This window comes from Pseudomonas sp. GNP012, from assembly GCF_054343835.1.
Window position 1 is genome coordinate 531,964 of the sequence record NZ_JBTGUU010000001.1, and the last position, 22,357, is coordinate 554,320.

General features: G+C 60.5%; 23 protein-coding genes. 15 read left to right on the forward strand and 8 right to left on the reverse strand.

Annotated features, from left to right (window positions below):
- Nucleotides 1-20 precede the first annotated feature (20 nt).
- The 5 genes from ACXX83_RS02270 (at nucleotide 21) to ACXX83_RS02290 (ending at nucleotide 4,145) form a co-directional block, all read left to right on the forward strand.
- The gene (locus ACXX83_RS02270) at nucleotides 21-737 is read left to right on the forward strand and encodes a TetR/AcrR family transcriptional regulator (RefSeq protein ID WP_041474790.1); all 717 of its coding nucleotides are present in this window, start codon (nucleotides 21-23) and stop codon (nucleotides 735-737) included.
- A 162-nt stretch (nucleotides 738-899) separates the two neighbouring features.
- Nucleotides 900-1,454, forward strand: coding sequence for a hypothetical protein (locus tag ACXX83_RS02275; RefSeq protein WP_217837346.1), 555 nt, complete (start codon nucleotides 900-902; stop codon nucleotides 1,452-1,454).
- 32 nt (nucleotides 1,455-1,486) lie between these two features.
- Complete coding sequence (locus tag ACXX83_RS02280) at nucleotides 1,487-2,764, forward strand: flavohemoglobin expression-modulating QEGLA motif protein (protein WP_015093729.1); 1,278 nt, start codon at nucleotides 1,487-1,489, stop codon at nucleotides 2,762-2,764.
- Nucleotides 2,765-2,904: 140 nt separating this feature from the next.
- Nucleotides 2,905-3,819: an alpha/beta hydrolase gene (locus tag ACXX83_RS02285; RefSeq protein WP_458547462.1), complete on the forward strand. Its 915-nt coding sequence runs from the start codon at nucleotides 2,905-2,907 to the stop codon at nucleotides 3,817-3,819.
- Entirely contained in the window at nucleotides 3,816-4,145 is a 330-nt protein-coding gene (locus ACXX83_RS02290) for a PA3694 family proteiin (RefSeq protein ID WP_008051386.1), read from the forward strand. Before ACXX83_RS02285 ends, ACXX83_RS02290 begins: the two co-directional genes overlap by 4 nt.
- Nucleotides 4,146-4,273: 128 nt before the next feature.
- Here the strand turns inward: ACXX83_RS02290 and lptF are convergent, their stop codons facing one another.
- From lptF to ACXX83_RS02305, 3 genes are all read right to left on the reverse strand, one after another.
- A complete protein-coding gene (gene lptF, locus ACXX83_RS02295) occupies nucleotides 4,274-5,071 on the reverse strand; it encodes a lipotoxin F family OmpA-related lipoprotein LptF (RefSeq protein WP_458547463.1) in 798 nt (265 codons plus the stop codon).
- 45 nt (nucleotides 5,072-5,116) lie between these two features.
- Nucleotides 5,117-5,530, reverse strand: a complete 414-nt coding sequence (locus tag ACXX83_RS02300) for a DUF4398 domain-containing protein (RefSeq protein WP_458547464.1) — start codon at nucleotides 5,528-5,530, stop codon at nucleotides 5,117-5,119.
- Nucleotides 5,531-5,901: 371 nt separating this feature from the next.
- On the reverse strand, nucleotides 5,902-6,246 hold the full coding sequence (locus tag ACXX83_RS02305; RefSeq protein ID WP_015093732.1) for a hypothetical protein: 345 nt from the start codon (nucleotides 6,244-6,246) through the stop codon (nucleotides 5,902-5,904).
- A gap of 201 nt (nucleotides 6,247-6,447) precedes the next feature.
- On the opposite strand from ACXX83_RS02305, the gene ppc reads away from it, so the two are divergent.
- The 6 genes from ppc to ACXX83_RS02335 all read left to right on the forward strand — a co-directional run bounded on the left by ppc (nucleotide 6,448) and on the right by ACXX83_RS02335 (nucleotide 13,016).
- Complete coding sequence (gene ppc, locus ACXX83_RS02310; protein WP_458547465.1) at nucleotides 6,448-9,078, forward strand: phosphoenolpyruvate carboxylase; 2,631 nt, start codon at nucleotides 6,448-6,450, stop codon at nucleotides 9,076-9,078.
- Nucleotides 9,079-9,365: 287 nt separating this feature from the next.
- Complete coding sequence (adk, locus tag ACXX83_RS02315; protein ID WP_015093734.1) at nucleotides 9,366-10,013, forward strand: adenylate kinase; 648 nt, start codon at nucleotides 9,366-9,368, stop codon at nucleotides 10,011-10,013.
- Between the two features lie 94 nt (nucleotides 10,014-10,107).
- Nucleotides 10,108-10,782: a tRNA (adenosine(37)-N6)-threonylcarbamoyltransferase complex dimerization subunit type 1 TsaB gene (gene tsaB / locus ACXX83_RS02320; RefSeq protein WP_217837351.1), complete on the forward strand. Its 675-nt coding sequence runs from the start codon at nucleotides 10,108-10,110 to the stop codon at nucleotides 10,780-10,782.
- Between the two features lie 211 nt (nucleotides 10,783-10,993).
- The gene (locus ACXX83_RS02325; protein WP_217837352.1) at nucleotides 10,994-11,299 is read left to right on the forward strand and encodes a hypothetical protein; all 306 of its coding nucleotides are present in this window, start codon (nucleotides 10,994-10,996) and stop codon (nucleotides 11,297-11,299) included.
- Entirely contained in the window at nucleotides 11,299-12,159 is an 861-nt protein-coding gene (locus ACXX83_RS02330; RefSeq protein WP_458547466.1) for a DUF72 domain-containing protein, read from the forward strand. Before ACXX83_RS02325 ends, ACXX83_RS02330 begins: the two co-directional genes overlap by 1 nt.
- 35 nt (nucleotides 12,160-12,194) lie before the next feature.
- Complete coding sequence (locus ACXX83_RS02335) at nucleotides 12,195-13,016, forward strand: isocitrate lyase/PEP mutase family protein (protein ID WP_458373333.1); 822 nt, start codon at nucleotides 12,195-12,197, stop codon at nucleotides 13,014-13,016.
- Between the two features lie 3 nt (nucleotides 13,017-13,019).
- Here the strand turns inward: ACXX83_RS02335 and ACXX83_RS02340 are convergent, their stop codons facing one another.
- On the reverse strand, nucleotides 13,020-13,640 hold the full coding sequence (locus tag ACXX83_RS02340; RefSeq protein WP_458547467.1) for an energy transducer TonB: 621 nt from the start codon (nucleotides 13,638-13,640) through the stop codon (nucleotides 13,020-13,022).
- Nucleotides 13,641-13,733: 93 nt separating this feature from the next.
- Here ACXX83_RS02340 and ACXX83_RS02345 point away from each other — a divergent pair, with 93 nt between their 5' ends.
- Nucleotides 13,734-14,516: a class I SAM-dependent methyltransferase gene (locus ACXX83_RS02345; RefSeq protein ID WP_458547468.1), complete on the forward strand. Its 783-nt coding sequence runs from the start codon at nucleotides 13,734-13,736 to the stop codon at nucleotides 14,514-14,516.
- A gap of 138 nt (nucleotides 14,517-14,654) precedes the next feature.
- Here the strand turns inward: ACXX83_RS02345 and ACXX83_RS02350 are convergent, their stop codons facing one another.
- Complete coding sequence (locus tag ACXX83_RS02350) at nucleotides 14,655-15,293, reverse strand: TetR/AcrR family transcriptional regulator (RefSeq protein WP_458547469.1); 639 nt, start codon at nucleotides 15,291-15,293, stop codon at nucleotides 14,655-14,657.
- Between the two features lie 93 nt (nucleotides 15,294-15,386).
- Between ACXX83_RS02350 and ACXX83_RS02355 the strand changes: the two genes are divergently transcribed.
- From ACXX83_RS02355 to ACXX83_RS02365, 3 genes are all read left to right on the forward strand, one after another.
- A complete protein-coding gene (locus ACXX83_RS02355; protein ID WP_458547470.1) occupies nucleotides 15,387-16,487 on the forward strand; it encodes an efflux RND transporter periplasmic adaptor subunit in 1,101 nt (366 codons plus the stop codon).
- A gap of 6 nt (nucleotides 16,488-16,493) precedes the next feature.
- On the forward strand, nucleotides 16,494-19,559 hold the full coding sequence (locus tag ACXX83_RS02360; RefSeq protein WP_458547471.1) for an efflux RND transporter permease subunit: 3,066 nt from the start codon (nucleotides 16,494-16,496) through the stop codon (nucleotides 19,557-19,559).
- An 874-nt stretch (nucleotides 19,560-20,433) separates the two neighbouring features.
- A complete protein-coding gene (locus ACXX83_RS02365; RefSeq protein WP_458547472.1) occupies nucleotides 20,434-20,715 on the forward strand; it encodes a DUF6124 family protein in 282 nt (93 codons plus the stop codon).
- 67 nt (nucleotides 20,716-20,782) lie between these two features.
- On the opposite strand, the gene ACXX83_RS02370 is transcribed toward ACXX83_RS02365, so the two are convergent.
- The 3 genes from ACXX83_RS02370 to ACXX83_RS02380 form a co-directional block, all read right to left on the reverse strand.
- The gene (locus tag ACXX83_RS02370) at nucleotides 20,783-21,472 is read right to left on the reverse strand and encodes a DUF4197 domain-containing protein (RefSeq protein ID WP_015093746.1); all 690 of its coding nucleotides are present in this window, start codon (nucleotides 21,470-21,472) and stop codon (nucleotides 20,783-20,785) included.
- Between the two features lie 29 nt (nucleotides 21,473-21,501).
- Nucleotides 21,502-21,900 carry a YbaY family lipoprotein gene (locus tag ACXX83_RS02375; RefSeq protein WP_217837359.1) on the reverse strand — a complete coding sequence of 133 codons (399 nt, stop codon included), beginning with the start codon at nucleotides 21,898-21,900 and terminating at the stop codon, nucleotides 21,502-21,504.
- 99 nt (nucleotides 21,901-21,999) lie between these two features.
- Nucleotides 22,000-22,341, reverse strand: coding sequence for a YbaY family lipoprotein (locus tag ACXX83_RS02380; RefSeq protein ID WP_217837360.1), 342 nt, complete (start codon nucleotides 22,339-22,341; stop codon nucleotides 22,000-22,002).
- Between the last annotated feature and the right edge of the window lie 16 nt (nucleotides 22,342-22,357).

The following is a 22,357-nucleotide window of genomic DNA, read 5'->3' on the forward strand; positions in this document are numbered from 1 at the left end:
TCTGAGAGGAAATACCTGTCGTGATTCGTGCAATGGCTCAAGAAGGTGCAGCGGGTATCGCCACTGCGGTCGCTGAAAGTGTTCAGTACCAGGGTCGCAAGGCCAGCCGACAGGGCAGTGAGCAGCGTCGACAGGACATTCTCGACGCCGCGATGCGCATTGTCGTGCGCGATGGCGTGCGCGCCGTACGGCACCGTGCGGTGGCCGCCGAGGCGCAGGTGCCGTTGTCGGCGACCACTTACTATTTCAAGGATATCGATGACCTGCTCACCGATACCTTCGCCCAATACGTGGAACGCAGTGCCGCGTACATGGGCAAGCTGTGGGTGAATAACGAGGGCCTGCTGCGTGACATGATCGCCAGTGGCGATGGCAGCCCGCAGGCGCGCTCGAAACTGGCGGACGATATTGCACGGCTGATGACCGATTACGTTCACCGGCAACTGATCAATCGCCGCGAACACCTGATGGCCGAGCAGGCGTTCCGCCAGGAAGCGTTGCTTAACCCGCGCCTGGCCGAACTGGTGCGTTCGCATCAGCAAATCCTGTTGCAGGGCTCTTGCCAGCTGTTCCAGGTGCTGGGCTCGCGCGAGCCGCATCAGGATGCCAAGGTGTTGACGGCGATTATCGGCCGGATGGAATATCAGGGCCTGCTCAACGTAGACGAGCCTGCCGCCGAAGAGGAAATGCTCGGCATCCTGACGCGCTACATGCACCTGGTGCTGGCGTCGGTGTAGTCCTTCTGATTGGAGGCTGCCCCTGTGGGAGCGAGCCTGCTCGCGAATACGGTCTGACATTCAACATCTCCGTTGCCTGACACTCCGCTTTCGCGAGCAGGCTCGCTCCCACAGAAGGGCGGTGTCCATCTGAGGGCGAAGTATGTTCATAGGGAGTATTGAATGAAAGCCTGGCGTGTCGTTGTGATCGCCTTGTCGTTCTTGCTGCTCAGTGGCTGTCTGGTGTCCTTCAAGGAGCCGCTGCCTGCAAGCGACCCCGCGCCCAAAGGATTACTCGGCAAATGGACCAGCACCAATGCCTGGGGCGAAGCGCTCAACCTCGAGCTGACTCGCATTGGCGACAATCGTTATCAGGCCGTCAGCTATTACCGGGCCAGGCCCGGGGAGCGGGAGGCCTATCCTTTCACGGTGTCGCGTCATGGCAGCCGCTGGTACCTGTCGGCGAAGGTGCCGGCGCAGTTCGGAGGGTACTTCACCCTCGGCGGTTTTGAGCTGACCGACAAACATGAGTTGGTGGTTTACAACCTCGACCTCGAACAGATCAATCAGGCCATCAAGCAAAAAGTCCTGAGCGGAGAAAGTTTCCAGACCCGCGATGGCGATGGCGTATTGATCGACAGCCACATGGATCAAGTCGCCGCCTACCTCGACGACCCGGCCAATTCCGATGTGTTCGTCGAAGCGGTGCGCTATCAGCGCCAGGCCAAAGCCAAGTAAGCAGCACCCACAGGTTTCTACAGGAGTTTCGCGTGGACGATTACCAACAGTCGATACGCATTTTGTCCGATCGCATCGTGCTGGCACAGACGCCGATCCGCGTACTCGATGCGGTCAAATGGGACGACAACATTCGCAAGGGTTTCCTCAAGGCCAAGGGCAAGGAAATGCCGGCGGTGGACCGCGACTACTACCTCAACCGGCCGCTGGCGTTCGACTCCAGCAAAGTGAAGCTGGAGTTCCAGAACATCGAGCGCGACATCACCCGCCAGCTCGGCCAGTTCAACCCCGTCGGCCAGATCATGCGGCGCATGTGCAAGGAGTACCGCATGGTGGTGCGCATGCTCGAAGCGCGCGGCACTGAGGATTTCGGCCTGATTTCCCAGGAGTTGTACGGCGCCGCGTCCGACGCATTCCATGCCGGCGACCCGACCCTGTCCGACCTGGGCATGATGTTGTCCGAATACCTGAACAACATCGACGGCCGTGGCGACCTCAAGGACGAACCGAAGACGCTGACGGCCAAGGAGGCGGTCGACCTGTTGCAGCACCGGTTGAATAAGGTGTTTGGCGAAGCCGAGGAAACCATTCGGGTGTTCGAGTCCGACGGCATCGTCGCCGATGCGGCGGCCGGCGCCGACTACATCAAGATCCGCTCCGACGCGATGTTCAACCAGCGCGATGTGCGCGCCCTGGAGGTCCACGAAGGGCTGGTGCACGTCGGCACCACGCTCAACGGCCTGAACCAGCCGATCTGCACCTTCCTGGCCAAAGGCCCGCCCTCGTCGACGGTGACCCAGGAAGGCCTGGCGATCCTGATGGAGATCATCACCTTCGCCTCCTACCCCAGTCGCCTGCGCAAGCTCACCAACCGCACTCGCGCGATTCACATGGTGGAGGAGGGCGCGGATTTCCTGCAGGTGTTCGAGTTCTTCCGTGAACAAGGCTTCGAGATGCCCGAGAGCTACAGCAACGCCAGCCGCGTGTTCCGCGGCTCGGTGCCGACAGGTCTGCCATTTACCAAAGACTTGTCCTACCTCAAGGGCTTCATCATGATTTACAACTACATTCAACTGGCCGTGCGCAAAGGCAAGCTGGAGCAGATACCGCTGTTGTTCTGCGGCAAGACCACCCTGGAAGACATGCGTACCTTGCGTCAGCTGGTGGACGAAGGCCTGGTGGTACCGCCCAAGTACCTGCCGGAACAGTTCCGCGACATGAACGCGTTGTCGGCGTGGATGTGCTTCTCCAACTTCCTCAACCACCTGAGCCTGGACCGGATCGAGGCGGATTATTCCAATATCCTTTAAGGCTGGTGAGATCCAAATGTGGGAGCGGGCTTGCTCGCGAAGGCAGTGTGTCAGCCAACTGAGATGTTAAACCGCATTCGCGAGCAAGCCCGCTCCCACATTGAACCGTGTTCCACCCCTTTTCTGCGAGGTTTCAACGGATGAGAATCCTCGGCATCCTCTGCCTTTTCCTGGCCTTGAGCGGCTGCAGCTCGCTGTTGTTCTACCCGGAACCCGGCCAGTTGTTCACCCCGGAAAAGGCCGGGCTTGAATACCGCACCGTCACCCTGAACACCGCCGATGGCCTCAAGCTGAATGCCTGGTGGCTGCCGGTGAAGCAGGGGGTTGAGGTCAAGGGCACGGTGCTGCACTTGCACGGCAATGGCGGAAACCTGCCCATGCATCTCGGCGGCAGCTTCTGGTTGCCGAAAAATGGTTACCAGGTATTGCTTCTGGACTATCGCGGTTACGGCCTGTCCGAAGGCGAACCGAGCCTGCCGGCGATCTACCAGGACATCGATGCGGCGTTCGCCTGGCTGGACAAGGCGCCGCAGGTTCAAGGCAAGCCGCTGATCCTGCTCGGCCAGAGTCTCGGTGGCTCGATGGCCGTGCATTACCTGGTCCAGCACCCGCAACGGCAGAAGCAACTGAAGGCTTTTGTCCTCGACGGTGTGCCCGCCAGTTATCGCAGTGTCGGCCGCTATGCGCTGAGTAATTCATGGGTGTTCTGGACGTTCCAGGTGCCGTTATCGTGGCTGGTGCCGGACGGCGACAGCGCGATCAACTCCATGGCGCAGCTTAAAGATGTGCCGAAACTGATCTACCACAGCATCGACGATCCGATTGTGCCTCTTTCCAACGGCATCCGACTGTATCAAGCTGCGCCGCCGCCGCGGGTGCTGCAACTGACTCGTGGCGGTCATGTGCAGACGTTCGCCGACCCGGTCTGGCGTAACGTCATGCTGCGCTATCTCGATGACCCGCAGCATTTCAACGGCCTGCGCCGCCTGGGTGAAATCCCCAATTACCCGGCACCCCCGAATTCTGAAGATGAACCACCAGAGAGTCCGCAATGAGTGAAGAACGTAACGCAATCCCGCTGATCATCACCGGTATCTGCAGCATCCTCGGCACCGTCGGTGCCCTGTGGTGGTACGGCTACCTGCATTTCGCCAAGCCCGAGGATGCGTTGCTGCTCAACGAATTCACCATGCTCAAGACGATTCCGGGCGAAGACTACAAAGTCTCACTGGAGCCGGCCGCGCAAGTGGCGCAGTGCATCGATGGCGTGCTGGTGCTGTTTGACATGGAACAGAAAGGCCTGACCGGCGTGCTGGTCGACAGCAAGAAAAAAGCCGTGCGTTGCATGGGGCAGGAGACGCCGCAGAAGCTGGAGCAGTAAGGACAGTACAGATCCAAATGTGGGAGCGAGCCTGCTCGCGATAGCGGTGTAACAGTCAACATGGGTGTTGAATGTTATGGCCTCTTCGCGAGCAGGCTCGCTCCCACAGATATTTGTGTTGTGGTTGATTATTGGGTGTATGAACTCACCGCCGAACGCGGCATCACCGGCTGATTGTCATTGGAAATGGTCACCTCCACCCGACGGTTCATCGCCCGGCCCGAGGTGCTTGAGTTATCCGCCACCGGATACTCCTTGCCGTACCCCTGGGCAACGATACGCGCCGGATCGACGCCCATCTTCACCAGGGCTGCTCGCACGGAGTCCGCACGACGTTCCGACAGCGACTGGTTGTGCGATGCCGTACCGGTGCTGTCGGTATAACCCTCGACAATCACTTTGCGGTCGGGGTTTTCCTGGAGGTACTGCGCCAGTTTGTTGATGTTCATCAGGCCGTTGGATTTCAGCTCGGCCTTGTCCGTGGCGAACAGCACATCCCCGAAGGTCACCAGCGTCCCGCGCTCGGTCTGCCTGGCGTTGAGGCTGTCCTTCAGTTGTTTGATCTGCTGATCGCGGCCTGCCAGGCGGGCCTCGGCCCGTTGTGCCGACGTGTTTTTCAGATTGGCTTCAGCGGTGCGCAGGGCAATGGTCTGTTTGGCCACTTCAACCCGCTGGTTGGTCAGATAGGCAAGCTGGTCAACATTTGCTGCGTCTTCCTTGTCCCTGTAGGCCTGGTCGGCCTTGTCCAGATAATCGCTGGCTTCCTTGGTTTCCAGGGCTGCGACTTTGCTGGCCTGCGGGTCGGCCTGCAGGCCGGTGTAGTTGGTGCGGGCCTGTTCGAGGTTGGCGTTGGGCGGCGTGGAGCAGGCCGCCAGGGCTACGGTGGCAGCCAGCAGGGCAGGGATCATCAGTTGATTGCGTTTCATGATTTCGTCCTTTTAGTCGAGTGGGAATGCGTGGGGCCGCGCCGCTTACTGAACGGTGCGCTGGCTTTCCTGACGCAATTCCTGAACGCCTTTCTGCGCGTCCTTCACGGATTGTTCGGCCTTCATCGCCTGGGCCTTGCGCTCTGCGACACGAGCGTCCCACTCGGCCTGTTCGGCGAGCATCCGGGCCTGGTCATATTTTTTGTCGTGCATGGCGATTTCGGCTTGCTTGAGCTTGTCCTGGGCCGACTTCATTTCCACAGCGGCGAACTCGGTGCCGCCGGCGCTCACGGCGTCGTTGACGGCCGATTGGGTCACCGCATACTGCTCGGTCGGCGGGTTACCGGCGCAACCGGCCAGGACCAGGCTGCTGCCGAGGGCCAGCGCCGCCAGCTGGAGGCCGCGCGAATGAGTGAACGAGGATGTACCGGTTCGGGTTTTCATGGTCTTCAACTCCATTGGGCTAACTCCTGAAAAGCGTTGAATCCATCCTGGGCAGGGCGCTGAAGCCATCAATTGCGGGGTGTTTTGAAACGCTCGTCCCAGGCGTGGTTACTTGGGTTGACCCGAGGCTTTTTTTGAAAGTTCAGAGAATTTAGCCAGCTATCGAAAAAACTTTGACCGAATCGACAGGGCTTTAAGTCGGAGATTTGCGTCACGCACAGCGGTATACCGGACCTTTTACAGGCCCGGAGTAACGCAATTCTTGAAGTGAAATACGGGCCAATGTGGGAGCGGGCTTGCTCGCGAATGAGGTTTAACATTCAACAATAATGTTGACTGATACACCGCTTTCGCGAGCAAGCCCGCACACAGGGTTCAAGGCAAACTCAGTGTTTCTGTTTGTCGTCAGGCACTGACATATCGTGCAGATGCCGGCGGGACAGTGCCAGAAAACGCGGGGTCGGCCCGATGTCTTCGTACAGCGGATCACCTTCTTCGTCAGTGGCGACCACGGTCGAGCCTTTGACGTACGGGAAGCTTCTTTCCAGCTCTTCGAGGGCGGCGCCGATCAGATCGCCGAGCAGTTCTTCGGGATGCCGCTTGGGGTACATCTCGACGAGCGCGGCCAGCCGTGCGGCAGACTCCACATCCAGATGAATCGAGTAGCCGGTGTCGGTCAGGCGACCCTTGGCGTTTTCTTCCCAGTGGTGGGCAAGCTCGCGGATTTTCATAGTGACCTCATGGCGCGACCGCTCGTGGCGGGCAGGGTGAGTGTCCGGCGTTGGCCGGCGACAGCCGTTGTACGGCTTATCTTCAGACTAGCTTCAACAGGCAAGGTTTGAAGGCCCTTCGTCGTCTTGCTTGTAAGAACCTGTCTGGGGCGGCACTCTCTAGGTTCCAAGCCGCCCGGATTTTTTGCTGGAGACCTGCTGATGACCGATATTGATGCACGCTTGCGCGAGGACGTTCACCTGTTGGGTGAGCTGTTGGGCAACACCATTCGTGAACAGTATGGCGATGGTTTTCTCGACAAGATCGAGCAGATCCGCAAGGGCGCCAAGGCGGACCGGCGCGGCTCCATGGACGCCGAGCTCAGCGCCAGCCTCAACCAGTTGACCGAAGATGAACTGTTGCCGGTAGCGCGGGCGTTCAATCAGTTTCTCAACCTGGCCAATATCGCCGAGCAATACCAGTTGATTCACCGTCGGGAGGAATCTCAACAGGCGCCGTTCGAAGCCCGGGTGTTGCCCGAATTGCTCGCTCGCCTGCGCGCCGAGGGCCATGGTGCCGAAGCACTGGCCCGGCAATTGGGGCGACTGGAAATTGAACTGGTGCTGACCGCTCACCCGACTGAAGTCGCGCGTCGCACGCTGATCCAGAAGTACGACGCCATCGCCGCGCAATTGGCGGCTCAGGATCACCGCGACCTGACCCATGCCGAGCGCGAGCAGATCAAGACCACCTTGCAGCGCCTGATCGCCGAAGCCTGGCACACCGAGGAAATCCGCCGCACGCGTCCGACACCGGTGGACGAAGCCAAGTGGGGTTTCGCGGTGATCGAGCATTCGCTGTGGCAGGCCATTCCCAATTACCTGCGCAAGGCCGACCAGGCCCTGCACGCTGCCACCGGCCTGCACTTGCCACTGGAGGCAGCGCCGATTCGCTTTGCCTCGTGGATGGGCGGCGACCGCGACGGCAACCCCAATGTGACGGCGGCGGTTACCCGAGAGGTTTTACTGTTGGCGCGCTGGATGGCGGCTGATCTGTACCTGCGCGATGTCGATCACCTGGCGGCTGAGCTCTCGATGCAGCAGGCCAGCGATGAATTGAAGGCCAAGGCGGGTGACAGCGCCGAACCTTACCGGGCCGTGCTTAAACAGTTGCGCGAACGCCTGCGGGCGACGCGCAACTGGGCGCACACCTCGCTGTCGACACCCACGCCGGCACCGGCCGATGTACTGCAAAACAACCGCGAACTGCTCGACCCGCTGGAGCTGTGCTACCACTCGCTGCATGAATGCGGCATGGGCGTGATCGCCGACGGACCGTTGCTCGACTGCCTGCGTCGGGCGGTGACCTTCGGTCTGTTCCTTGTTCGTCTGGATGTGCGCCAGGACTCGTCGCGACACACCGCAGCCATGACCGAAATCACCGACTACCTCGGCCTGGGGCGCTACGAGGACTGGAGCGAGGAAGAACGCATCGCCTTCCTGATACGTGAACTGAATAACCGCCGGCCGTTGCTGCCGGCGTACTTCAAGCCCTCCGCCGATACCGCCGAGGTGCTGGCGACCTGCCGGGAAATTGCCGCTGCACCGGGGGCGTCCCTCGGTTCCTATGTGATCTCGATGGCCGGTGCCGCTTCCGATGTGCTGGCGGTGCAATTGTTGCTCAAGGAATCCGGCGTGCTGCGGCCGATGCGCGTGGTGCCGCTGTTCGAAACCCTGGCCGATCTCGACAACGCCGGCCCGGTGATCGAGAAACTGCTGCTGTTGCCGGGCTATCGCTCGCGTCTGCAAGGGCCGCAGGAAGTGATGATCGGCTATTCCGATTCGGCCAAGGACGCCGGCACCACCGCGGCGGCCTGGGCGCAGTACCGGGCGCAGGAACGACTGGTGGATATCTGCCGCGAACAACAAGTGGAGCTGCTGCTGTTCCACGGTCGCGGCGGCACCGTGGGGCGTGGCGGCGGACCGGCCCACGCGGCGATCCTGTCGCAGCCGCCGGGTTCGGTGGCGGGGCGGTTCCGCACCACTGAACAGGGTGAAATGATTCGATTCAAATTCGGCTTGCCGGACATCGCCGAGCAAAACCTCAACCTGTACCTGGCCGCCGTGCTTGAGGCGACCTTGCTGCCACCACCGCCACCGACGCCCGAGTGGCGCCATTTGATGGACGAACTGGCCGCAGACGGTGTCAGCGCTTACCGCGCCGTGGTGCGGGAGAATCCGCAGTTCGTGGAGTATTTCCGCCAGTCCACGCCGGAACAGGAACTCGGTCGTTTGCCCCTGGGCAGTCGCCCGGCCAAGCGCCGGGCCGGGGGGATCGAAAGCCTGCGGGCGATTCCGTGGATCTTCGGCTGGACCCAGACGCGGCTGATGCTGCCGGCCTGGCTGGGTTGGGAAGCCGCCCTGAGCAAGGCACTGGAGCGGGGTGAAGGTGAACTGCTGGGGCAGATGCGTGAGCAATGGCCGTTCTTCCGCACCCGCATCGATATGCTGGAGATGGTCCTGGCCAAGGCGGATGCCGACATTGCCCAGTCCTATGACGAGCGTCTGGTGGAGCCGAATCTATTGCCATTGGGTGCGCACTTACGCGACCTATTGTCGCAGGCGTGCTCCATCGTTCTCGGCCTGACCGGGCAGTCGCAGCTGCTGGCACATAGCCCAGCGACCCTTGAATTCATCCGCTTGCGTAACACCTACCTCGACCCGCTTCATCTATTGCAGGCCGAGTTGCTGGCCCGTTCACGATTGCAGGATGTAGCGCAGGGCAGCCCGGTAGAACAGGCCCTGCTGGTGTCTGTCGCGGGGATTGCCGCCGGTTTGCGTAACACCGGCTAAGGTTTTTGCCGTGGGGTCAGGCATCCGGCAGGTGAGGCGGATGCCGCTGCAGGACGGGTTGAAAAGTGCTGTCAGGCGACAGTTAATGTTGGGGTTGCGACTTGGGGAACCGTGCGCAATGGTCGCAGGAGGCAGCGGTTTCTCCGACTTTTGGCGTCTTGTGTGGGCGCAGCCTGCTGTGTATCTTGATCAGCCTTTGGCCGTTTGGGCGGCCACGACCCTTTTTTGAGATTGGCCCCACGAGGCGAATCTGACGTTATCCATATAAAAAATTGAGGAGCACATCGATGCGCGTCATTCTGCTGGGAGCTCCCGGGGCCGGTAAAGGTACTCAGGCTAAGTTCATCACCGAAAAATTCGGCATTCCGCAAATCTCCACCGGCGACATGCTGCGTGCAGCGGTCAAGGCCGGCACCGAGCTGGGCATCAAGGCCAAGAGCATCATGGATGCCGGTGGCCTGGTGTCCGATGACCTGATCATCGCACTGGTCAAGGACCGCATCGCCCAGTCCGACTGCGCCAACGGTTTCCTGTTCGACGGCTTCCCGCGCACCATTCCCCAGGCCGAAGCCCTGGTGACTGCCGGCGTCGAGCTGGACGCAGTGGTTGAAATCGCCGTCGAGGACGAAGAAATCGTCCAGCGTATCGCCGGTCGTCGTGTTCACGAGGCCAGCGGCCGCGTGTACCACATCGTCTACAACCCGCCGAAAATCGCCGGCAAGGACGACATCACCGGTGAAGAGCTGGTACAGCGCAAGGACGACACCGAAGAAACCGTGCGTCATCGCCTGTCGGTCTACCACTCCCAGACCAAGCCGCTGGTGGATTTCTACCAGAAGCTGTCGGCCGCCAATGGCAAGCCGCAGTACAGCCATATCGAAGGCGTCGGTTCGGTTGAAGCGATCACCGCCAAGGTGCTTGAAGCCCTGAGCTGAAAAGTCTGAATCGCTTCATCTTCCACGGCCCGCTTGCGGGCCGTAGTTGTTTATACTGACGCACTTTTTCTGACCTCTTGTTACGGATACATCGATGAGCACCTTGCTGGCCCTGGACACCGCGACTGAAGCTTGCTCCGTTGCCTTGCTGCATGACGGCAAGGTCACGAGCCATTACGAGGTGATCCCGCGCCTGCACGCGCAGAAGCTGTTGCCGATGATCAAGCAATTGCTGGCCGATGCTGGCACCACCCTGCAAGCGGTCGATGCCATTGCGTTCGGTCGTGGCCCGGGAGCCTTCACCGGTGTGCGCATCGCCATCGGCGTGGTGCAAGGCCTGGCGTTTGCTCTGGATCGCCCGGTGCTGCCGGTGTCGAACCTGGCCGTGCTGGCGCAACGTGCATTGCGTGAACACGGCGCCACTCAGGTCGCTGCTGCCATCGATGCGCGCATGGATGAAGTGTATTGGGGGTGCTACCGCGAAACGGCCGGGGAGATGCGCCTGGTGGGCGCCGAAGCGGTACTGCCGCCGGAGTCCGCGGCATTGCCGGCCGATGTCGGCGGCGAGTGGTTCGGCGCCGGCACTGGTTGGGGTTATGGCGAGCGTATCGCCGTCAACCTGATTGGGCAGGACGCAGGCATGCTGCCTCACGCTGAAGATTTGCTGACCCTGGCGCGGTTCGCCTGGGAACGTGGTGAGGCGATCGTGGCCGACGAGGCACAGCCGGTGTATCTGCGCGATAAAGTGGCGACGCCCAAGGCGCGTTAAAAGATCGCAGCCTGCGGCAGCTCCTACAGAAGATCGCATTTCCCTGTAGGAGCTGCCGCAGGCTGCGATCTTTTCCAGGCACCACCAATCGTCATTTTCTAACCCCGGCTTTTAAACCTTTTGCCTTTTATGTGTTCTAGTTATCACTCGGCGGTTTGCGAAGTGGGTTTTGCGCCACTAAACTGCCATCACTGATTCCGAGTATGCACGTATGCGTATCGACGGCGTTTCCTCTCAGTCCTACCCCATCAAGCGCAAGCCACGCAAAGGCCGTGTGGTGGAAGACGACGCCATTGATATCGAAGGCGAGCTGGAATTCCCGACTGAAGAGCAGTTGGCTGCCCGCGCCGCCAAAGCCTCTGCGCAAAAACCGAGCAATCTTCCCGCCCGTCAGCAAGACATGATTTACCACCGTGCCATGAGCAAGAGCGTGGCGACGGCGCTGGCCAGCTACCTGAGTACCGCCGGTTTCGTCGATTGGGATACGGATGTGCTGGGTCTCGACCTGTACATCTGATGGTGCTGCCGTATTACCTCGGTTGCCCGTCCTGGAGCGAGAACGCCTGGCGCGATTACCTGTATCCGCCGCACGCCCGACCGGCTGAATTTCTTGATCTCTATTGCCAGGTATTCAATGCCGTGGAAGGCAACACGACCTTCTACGCCAGCCCTGCTGCCAGCACTGTGCAGCGTTGGGCCGAAACCATGCCGCAGCACTTTCGCTTTACCGCCAAGTTTCCCGGCGAGATCAGCCACGGTGGCGATCTGCGCGAACAGCTGACAGCCGCCGAAACCTTCCTGCAATTGCTCAATCCTCTGGGTGATCGGGTGTCGCCATCGTGGTTGCAGCTGTCGAAAAACTTCACGCCCCAACGCTTGCCCGAGCTGGCCGGATTTATCGATGCCCTGCAGCGCCCGCTGGCCGTTGAAGTGCGCCATGGCGATTTCTTCGCCAAGGGAGACAGCGAGCGAATGCTCAATCGTCTGCTGCTGGATCGCGGTGTTGAACGCATCTGTCTTGATCCCCGAGCGTTGTTCAGTTGCACATCGACCGAGCCGTCAGTGCTTCACGCTCAATCGAAGAAGCCCCGGGTGCCTCCGCGTCCGGCAGCGTTCACGCAGTGTCCGCAGGTGCGTTTTATCGGCCATCCGGTGCTTGAGGCCAACGATCCGTTCCTGGAGCCCTGGGTCGAGAAAATCGCGCTGTGGATCGAAGAAGGACGCACGCCGTATATCTTCCTGCACACCGCCGACAACCTGCTGGCGGCGAAACTGGCGCAGCGTTTTCACGCCAGGCTGATGCGGCGTCTGCCTGGCTTGCCGGCGCTGCCTGAGCTATACAGAGAACCCGCCGCCGAGCAACTTGGTCTGCTCTGAGGCGGATTCCTTCCCCCTCTTCAGGAGCCTGCCCCATGGATGCGCAAACCCTTCGAGCCCAGGCGTTCAAAGCCCTTCACGAACGCTCTGGCGCTTTTGTGATTCCCAATCCGTGGGATGCGGGTTCAGCGAAGATGCTCGCCAGCCTCGGCTTCGAGGCGCTGGCGACCACCAGTGCCGGTTATGCCTTTTCCCAGGGTCGTGCCGATGGCGGCTTGAGCCTCGACGATACCCTGATGAACGTTCAGGCGATTGTCGCCGCCACTGACTTGCCGGTTGCCGTGGACCTGGAAAACGGCTTTGCCGACAACCCGGCCGACTGCGCGAAAAGCATCTTGCGCGCGGCAGAGGCCGGAGCCGTTGGAGGTTCGATTGAAGACGCCACCGGTCGCGAAGAAGGCCCCATCTACTGCTTCGACCACGCGGTGGCGCGCATCGAGGCCTCTGTGGCTGCCGCTCGCAGTTTGCCGTTCCCCTTCACATTGACCGCCCGGGCCGAAAACTTCCTGCACGGCAATCCTGATCTGGCCGACACCATCCGCCGCTTGCAGGCATTCGCCGAGGCCGGTGCCGATGTGCTCTACGCACCCGGTCTGCGCAACGCCGAGGATGTGCTGGCGGTGGTGCGCGCGGTGGCGCCCAAACCGGTGAATGTGTTGATGTCGGGCGGCTTGAAGCTGACGGTCGCGCAGTTGGCTGAAATGGGCGTCAAACGCATCAGCGTCGGTTCGGCGCTGGCGTTGGCGGCCTATGGTGAATTCTTCCGTGCCGCCGAAGAAATCCAGACATCAGGCACGTTCGGCTTCACTTCGCGGTCGATGCCGTACCAGAAGGCCAATCAGTTCTTCAAGGGCTGAGGGTCAGGCGGCGATGCGCAGGTTTTGCAGGATGATCGGGCGCGCCCAACCATTGTCGAAATCCAGTTGTTTCTGCTGCTCCACCAATTCTTCCGGGGAGAACGGCGGGAACGGCTTGTCGAGCAGATCCAGGTCGAATTCGGCAATCGGCAGGTGCAGCGGACGTGGTTGCGGGGCAGGGCCGGCTTCCGGCAGTGGCTGACCGGCGTTGAGCACGATCGGGCGAACCCAGCCGCTGTCGAAGTCCTGGTGTTTTTGCTGGGCGACGATTTCATCTGCCGGGAACGGTGGGAATGGCTTGTCGGCCAGGTCCATTTCGAATTCGGCAATGGGCAGGAACAGAGGTTCTGGCGGGCGGACCTGGGTCTCTTTGACGTCGCACTCACGCTGGGAAACGATGTGTTCCAGCAGCTCGCTGCCAACGGTCGGCTCGACCGGGCTTTCGAGATCGACCGGTGGGAAATTCAGTGATTCAGGCAGCACATCACCCGACTGATCGGCCAGCGCACGGGCAAAGAAATCCTGCCAGATGTGACTGACACCGCTCAGTGCCTGGGTGTTTCGCAGGTTGTAATTGCCGTAGGGCGATATAAAACCTGTGATTGTGGGTTGAATGTCTGACATTTCTCTCGGTCGACGCTCAGCTCTGGCAAAATGCTCGATAGTTTTGTTATCGGCAGTTTTTGCCGATCATTAATTTTTTGAGCGTGTTTTCCGATGATTGATCAACCCGCAGCCTGCCGCATCCATGTCCAGGCCCTGGACGTGGCTTTCGAGCCACAAGCCGAGCAATGGGCCGAGCGCCTGGGCTTGCCGATGCAAGTGGCGGATGGCGAATTTGCCTTGCAGGTGGGTGACCAGGGTTTGCAGTTGCAACAGCTGGGACCGGATGCGCCGGGGCCGGTGCGGGTGGACTTCGTCGAGGGCGGTGCGGCCCATCGCCGTCTGTACGGCGGCGGCAGCGGGCAGATGATCGCCAAGGCTGTTGGCGTCGCCCAAGGCGTGCGCCCGCGGGTACTGGATGCCACGGCAGGGCTGGGCAAGGACGCGTTCGTGCTGGCCAGCCTCGGTTGCGAGATAAGCCTGATCGAGCGTCAGCCGCTGATCGGCGCCTTGCTGGAAGATGGCCTGGCCCGTGGTGCGGAAGATTTCGATGTGGCGCCGATCGTGGCGCGCATGCGGCTGCTCAAGGGCAACTCGATCGAGGTGATGCGCAATTGGGAGGGTGAGCCGCCACAGGTGATCTACCTCGACCCGATGTTCCCTCACCGTGAGAAAACCGCGCTGGTGAAGAAGGAAATGCGCCTATTCCGGCCGCTGGTGGGCGATGACCCGGATGCGCCGGCCTTGCTCGAAGCGGCGTTGGCCCTGGCCAGCCACCGGGTAGTGGTCAAGCGCCCGCGCAAGGCGCCGTGCATCGACGGGCCGAAGCCGAGTCATGCGCTGGATGGCAAGTCCAGTCGTTACGATATTTATCCGAAGAAAGCGCTCAAGCCTTAAGACCGAGTCGCCTTCATCGCGGGCAAGCCACGCTCCCACAGGTTTTGTGCCGGGTTCAAAATTCGAGTACACCTCGGACCCTGTGGGAGCGGGCTTGCCCGCGAAGGCGTCGGTACAGTCAACGCAATGCTGTCAGGTTCACTGAGGCCGATAAGCCCGCATAAACAACCCCACCACTTCCCGCACATGGCTCTCCGCGGCCTCGCCGACCGGCGGCTCGCCGCAGCCATACAGCAAGCGGAAATTCCCGGCGCCCTTGAGCAGGCAGAAGAAGTGCTCGGCGGCGTTGTGCGGCTTGTCGATGCTCAGCACGCCACTTTCGTCGATCCGGCTCAGCAAGCGTTCCATGCCATGCAGCATGCGCTCCGGGCCCGCCTCAAAGAAGATTTGCGCGAGTTTCGGGTCCTGGCTGCCCAGGGTCATCATCAGTCGGTGCAGGTTCACTGATTCGTCACTGTTGATCAGCTGATGAAAGCCGCGCGCGATGTTCAGCAGCACGGTTTCCACCGCCACGCCTTCGGGCAACTCGAAGAACAGCGGGGGCAACTGCTCCTCGCACTTGGCCACCACGGCGGCGGAGAACAGCGTCTCCTTGTCGTTGAAGTGGCTGTAGACCGTCAGCTTCGACACACCGGCCTCGGCTGCGACGGCATCCATGCTGGTATTGGCATAACCCTTACTCAGAAACAGCACTTTCGCCGCATCGAGAATGGCCTGGCGCTTCACCAGATCCTTGGGTCTGCCTGGGCCATTGGGTGCTGAAAGATTGTTTGGCATATTCGCTTTTATTACTGGACTGGTGAGTTTGCTATTAATAACATACTGCTCAGTATAATTATTCAAAGCACCATTAGCGAAAGGTCCTTCACCATGTTCCGCTATGCCTTGCCCCTCGCGTTGCCAGTCACCCTGGCTTTTTTATTGTCAGCGTGTGGCTCCGACGAAGTGCCGCCAGTCAGCGTGCGCCCGGCCATGGTGGTTCAGCCAGAGCCTTCGGCACAGGCCATGGAAAGTTATCCAGGGGAAGTCCGTGCGCGTTATGAACCGGACCTGGCGTTCCGCATTGGCGGTAAAGTCAGCCGACGACTGGTCGAGGAAGGGCAGCGGGTCAAGGCCGATCAACCTTTGGCAGAGCTCGATCCTCAGGACGTGCGCCTGCAACTGGAGGCCACCCGGGCTCAGGTCGCTGCAGCTGAAGCCAATCTGAGCATGGTGCGTGCCGAGCGTGATCGCTACAAAACCCTGATGGAGCGTCAGCTGGTCAGCCGTTCGCAGTACGACAATCACGAAAACCTCTACCGCTCCGGCGAGGCGCGCCTCAAGCAAATCAAGGCCGAATTCAACGTTTCCAATAACCAGGCCAGCTACGCCGTGTTGCGTGCGCCGCAGGACGGCGTCGTGGCCAAGCGACTGGTTGAAGTCGGGCAAGTCGTGGCCGCGGGGCAAACGGTGTTCACTCTGGCGACCGATGGCGAGCGTGAAGTGCTGATCAGCCTGCCGGAGCAGAACTTCGGCCGTTTCAAGGTCGGTGAACCGGTGGCGGTGGAGCTCTGGACCCAACCCGGCCAACGTTTCGAAGGGCGCATCCGTGAGCTGTCGCCAGCGGCTGATCCAAAGTCACGCACCTTCGCGGCGCGCATCGCCTTCACCTCCGGCAAGGTGCCGGTGGAGCTGGGCCAGAGCGCCCGGGTGTTCGTGCAGACCGCCGACGTGGTGCCTCTGTCCGTTCCGCTGTCGGCGTTGACGGCAGAAAATGGCGTGACCTATGTCTGGGTCGTCAGCGCCAACAACACCTTGAAGAAAACCCCGGTGCGAGTGGGTGCCTTCGGTGAGAAAACCGTACCGGTGCTCGAGGGGCTCAACGCCAGCGACTGGGTCGTGGCCGCCGGTGTCCATGTGCTTCTTGAAGGGCAGCAGGTGCGCCCGGTGGATCGCTCCAATCGCGTGGTCAATCTGGCGGACAAGGAGTAAGCCCCGATGCGCTTCAACCTTTCCGAATGGGCGCTGCGTAATCGCCAGATCGTACTGTTCCTGATGCTGTTGCTGGCCATCGTCGGTGCACTTTCCTACACCAAACTCGGCCAGAGTGAAGACCCGCCGTTCACCTTCAAGGCCATGGTGATTCGCACCAACTGGCCGGGCGCGACTGCCGAGGAAGTTTCGCGCCAGGTCACCGAACGCATCGAAAAAAAGCTGATGGAAACCGGCGAGTACGAGCGCATTGTTTCGTTCTCGCGGCCCGGGGAATCCCAGGTCACCTTCATTGCGCGTGATTCCATGCACTCGGCAGAGATCCCGGAGCTCTGGTATCAGGTGCGCAAGAAAATCAGCGACATCCGTCATACCCTGCCGCCGGGGATTCAGGGGCCGTTCTTCAACGATGAGTTCGGTACCACGTTCGGCAACATCTACGCCCTGACCGGCGCGGGTTTCGACTACGCCGTGCTCAAGGATTACGCCGACCGTATCCAGATCCAGCTGCAACGGGTCAAGGATGTGGGCAAGGTCGAACTGCTGGGGTTGCAGGACGAAAAAATCTGGATCGAGCTTTCCAACGTCAAGCTCGCCACCCTCGGCTTGCCGCTGGCGGCTGTCCAGCAAGCCCTTGAAGAGCAGAACGCGGTGTCCACGGCAGGTTTCTTCGAGACCAGCAGCGAGCGCTTGCAGCTACGGGTGACGGGGAATTTTCAGACGGTCGAGGAGATCAAGAACTTCCCGATCCGCGTCGGCGATCGCACCTTCCGTATCTCCGATGTGGCTGATGTGCGGCGTGGTTTCAATGATCCACCGGCGCCGCGCATGCGCTTCATGGCGCAAGACGCCATCGGCCTGGCGGTGGCGATGAAGGACGGCGGTGACATCCTGATATTGGGTAAGGCACTGGAAGTCGAGTTCGCCCGCATCCAGAAGAACCTCCCGGCCGGTATGGAGCTGCGCAAGGTCTCCGACCAGCCGGCGGCGGTGAAAACCGGGGTTGGCGAGTTCGTGCAAGTGCTGGTCGAGGCGCTGGCCATCGTGTTGCTGGTAAGCTTCTTCTCCCTCGGCGTGCGCACCGGCATGGTGGTGGCCCTGGCGATTCCGCTGGTGCTGGCGATGACGTTTGCCAGCATGTATTACCTGGGCATCGGTCTGCACAAGATTTCTCTCGGCGCGTTGGTACTGGCGCTGGGCTTGCTGGTGGACGACGCGATCATCGCCGTGGAAATGATGGCAATCAAAATGGAGCAGGGTTTCGACCGGGTCAAAGCGGCGAGTTATGCGTGGACCAGCACTGCGTTCCCGATGCTCACCGGTACGCTGATCACCGCGGCCGGCTTCCTGCCGATTGCCACGGCGCAATCGGGCACTGGCGAATACACCCGTTCGATCTTCGAGGTGGTCACCATCGCGCTGTTGGCGTCGTGGGTGGCCGCGGTGGTTTTCGTGCCGTATCTCGGGGAAAAACTCCTGCCGGACCTGGCGAAAATTCACGCCGCCAAGCACGGTGCCGGCCAACCCGATCCCTATGGCACGCCGTTCTATCAGCGCGTCCGGCGTCTGGTGGAGTGGTGCGTGCACTGGCGCAAAACCGTGATCGCCGCGACTGTGGTGTTGTTCATCGCTTCCATCGTGCTGTTCAAGTTTGTACCGCAGCAGTTCTTCCCGGCATCGGGTCGCCTCGAGTTGATGGTCGACCTGAAGCTGGCCGAAGGTGCTTCGCTGAGCAACACCGCCGACGAGGTCAAACGCCTCGAAGCGCTGCTCAAGGACAAGGCAGGGATCGACAACTACGTGGCCTACGTCGGCACCGGTTCGCCGCGCTTTTACCTGCCGCTGGATCAGCAACTGCCGGCGGCGAGCTTCGCCCAGTTTGTCGTCCTGGCGAAAACCATCGAAGAACGGGAAGCCCTGCGCACCTGGTTGATCTCAACCCTCAACGAGCAATTCCCCGCTCTACGCTCGCGGGTCACGCGTCTGGAAAACGGTCCGCCGGTTGGCTACCCGGTACAGTTCCGCGTGACCGGGGAGCACATCGAGGCGGTGCGGGCGCTGGCACGCAAAGTCGCGGCCAAGGTTCGCGAGAACCCGCATGTGGTCAACGTCCACCTGGACTGGGAAGAACCGAGCAAGGTGGTGTACCTGAACATCGATCAGGATCGCGCGCGGGCGCTGGGCGTGAGCACGGCCAACCTGTCGAAGTTCCTGCAAAGTTCTCTCACCGGTTCCAGCGTCAGTCAGTACCGTGAAGACAACGAGTTGATCGAGATCCTGTTGCGCGGCACGGTACATGAACGCACCGAACTGTCATTGCTGCCGAGCCTGGCGGTGCCGACCGATAACGGTCGCAGCGTCGCGCTGTCGCAAATCGCGACCCTGGAGTACGGCTTCGAAGAGGGCATCATCTGGCACCGCAACCGCCAGCCTAACGTGACGGTTCGCGCTGACATCTATGACAAGCAGCAACCGGCGACACTGGTGCAGCAGATCATGCCGACCCTCGATCCGATCCGCGCCGAACTGCCCGACGGCTACTTGTTGGATGTCGGCGGCACCGTTGAAGATTCGGCGCGTGGACAGAACTCGGTGAAGGCCGGCGTGCCGTTGTTCATCGTGGTGGTGTTGACCTTGCTGATGCTGCAACTGCGCAGTTTCTCGCGCACGGCGATGGTGTTTCTGACGGCGCCGCTGGGGTTGATCGGGGTGACGCTGTTTCTGTTGGTGTTTCGCCAGCCGTTCGGTTTCGTGGCGATGCTGGGGACTATCGCCTTGTCGGGGATGATCATGCGTAACTCGGTGATTCTGGTGGATCAGATCGAGCAGGACATTGCTGCCGGGTTGAAGCCTTGGCAGGCGATCATCGAGGCCACGGTGCGGCGGTTCCGGCCGATTGTGTTGACGGCGCTGGCGGCTGTTCTGGCGATGATTCCGTTGTCGCGCAGTGTGTTCTTTGGGCCGATGGCGGTGGCGATCATGGGGGGGCTGATTGTGGCCACGGCGTTGACGCTGCTGTTTTTGCCTGCGCTTTATGCGGCCTGGTTTCGGGTCAGGAAGGAGCCTGTTTGATCGGGGACATATCCATTGCTTCGGTAGCGGCGGCTGGCGGTTTCGCCCTTACGGCGAGTCCCTTTTGTCAAACGACACAAAAGGAACCAAAAAGTCTCGCCCCTTACGTACGGCCCCTCGCTGAGGCTCGGGGTTCCTTCGCTCCGGTATTCATCCGGGGGCATTGCCCTCCGGTCGGCTTCGCTTCGACCTACATGCAATGAGTTCGACTGCGTCGAACGGCGCTGCGCGCCCATCCCCGGATGAACACCTCCGCTCAGCCTGCCGAGGGGGCGGGTAGATCAAAAGCTGCAGGCGAGCTAACGCTCGGCCTGTTGAGTGGTGAGAAGCGTGGGTGTACGCCGATCGGCCTTTGCTCTGCTCTTCTGTGGGAGCGAGCCTGCTCGCGAAGGCGGCCTGATAGCCGACTAATTTCTTTCAGATGTACTCGGTCAAATTGTGGGAGCGGGCTTGCCCGCGAAGGCGTCCTGACAGCCGACCAATTTCTACCGAATGTACTCGACCCAACTGTGGGAGCGAGCTTGCTCGCGATGGCTGCCCAACAGTCAACAACGTTTATCGCCCAAGCCAACCATTCAGACCATTCCCACAAGACTTTCAGGTTGCCTGTCGGAAGCACGATCACTAGCCTCTGACGGTCGCTGCCAATTCAGCGACCGGGACTGCAAGCCCGCCAATAGTTTGTTAGGCGCCCACTGGCGCACCTATAATCATGGCGCTTTTTTAGCGACCACCGATTTATGGTGGCTGTGTGCGGGAGATCTTCGGGTCTGCCGGGTTTGCCTAACAACTCGGTCTTGCAGACCCGCATACAGCTGCCACCCATCATCTGCAAGTGATGCTGGCTGCTCCAACTTTCGTTAGGAGCTTCACAATGATCAAACCCAGCCCCAACCCCCCGGCTCCAGAGTCCGAAGAAAATACCGGCACTTCAAACCGTCCCTGCCCAATTTTCACCATCCACCCAGGCGTCGACTCCGAAACCTTGCTGGTCCATGCCTACGAAACCCTCGCCTCAGCCAATGTAATGGCAACCGAGTTGTCGTCCATCCTGACCGGCCCAACCTGCAATCTGGCACTCGGCATTCAGCAGATGATTGTCTTGGCGCAGCTATCGGTGAATCGTGTGCTGGATCAATTGGATTCGCTTCGATAGCACAACGAAAAAGCCCGCTGAACCTTTGAAGGTCGGCGGGCTTTTGGTTGTTGCCGTCAGCTAAAAGTTACAAGGTCCCAAACACCTTTTTCGCCAAACTGGTCGCCGCAGCCGCCGGGTTCTGGCGGATGGTTTCTTCCTGTTTGCCGATCATTTCGAACAAGCCATTCAACGCCTGCTCGGTGACGTAGTTTTCGACGTTGGCATTCTTCGCGTCCAATACGCCCATGGTCGCCGCTTGCCCTGCGAACGAATTGTACTGCTGGGCCAGGCCCACCTTGTCGGTGGCTTGTTTGACGATCGGCAGGAACTTGGCGCGGATCTGTTCGCGGCTGGTCTTGTTCAGGTATTGGGTGGCCGAGTCGTTGCCGCCGCTGAGGATGCCCTTGGCGTCTTCCACGGTCATTTTCTTCACGGCATCGACGAGGATTGGCTGCGCCTGGGTCACGGCGGTTTCGGCCGCTTTGTTCATGCTGGCTTCCAGTTCATCGACCTGGTCACCCATGCCGAACTGTTTCATTTTGCTGGCGACCTTGCCCAGTTTGCCCGGCAGTTCGATTTTTACTTCCGGGTTGTCGCTGAAGCCGCCCGGGGTGCCGAGTTGTTTCACGGCCAGTTGCGCGCCTTGAGTCAGTGCGTCCTTGAGCCCGCCGGTGGCGTCTTTCTGCGACAGGTCGCTGAGGGATAGCGCCAGGGCGTTGGCACAGATCATCAAACCTGCGCACAGGCCGGCAAAACGAAGGGTAGGGCGGAGCATGGCAGCTTCCTTGTTCAGAAAAGAGAGAGTTAGCGAACGGCGTCGACGCGGATTTTCAGCGGTTGCGGGTCCTTGCCATCAAGACGCACGGCATGGTGTTCGGTGGTGATGAACATCAGCTTTCCGTCGACTTCGATGCGCGCGCTGACCGAGTAGCGATGGCCTGGTTTGACCTGCGCCGGATCGTAACTCAGATGAAACGGCAGTGGCACCTGGCCTTTGACCGGGCCGTTCTGTTCGTCGAGGACAATGGCCGGTGCGTCGGCCACAGACACGTCCTGCAAGCTCACGTTCAGGGTAGCGGTGGGCGGCAGGGCACTGCGTTGCAGGTAAAAGACTTCGCCGTAGAGGCTGGCCTTCGGGGCAGGTTGCAGGGATTGGCAGGCGCCGAGCAAAACCGTAAGCCCGAGGAGAGAGAGTTTTTTCATGAAGCGGATCCTTGTCATTGGCGCCCGAAGAAGACCGGCGCCAACGACAATTTAACGGATTTTACCGAGGATATCGCCCAACTTGCCTCGGGGGTGTTCTCAGACAAGCTGGACCAGCACTTCCTGTTCCTTTACATGATCGACACCCAGTTCCACCGGGTGATGTTGAGTGGAGATGAAGTACAGATGGTCCTCGTGGGTGATGCGCGCGCTGATTGCATAGCGATGGCCGGGCAGGACATCAGCAAGCTTGTACGTCAGGTTGAAGTTCAGCCCGGCTTTTTCTGCGTTGGTAATGATCTGTGCGGCCAGCTCTTTTGCTGCGACATCTTGCAGACTGTCATCCTCCAGACGGACATGAAGAGTCGAGTTACGCGGCAGCGCCATCTTTACCGCGTAACTCACTTTGCCACTAATGGTCTTTACGGTTTCGTTGCTCATATTGATTTCCTTATCG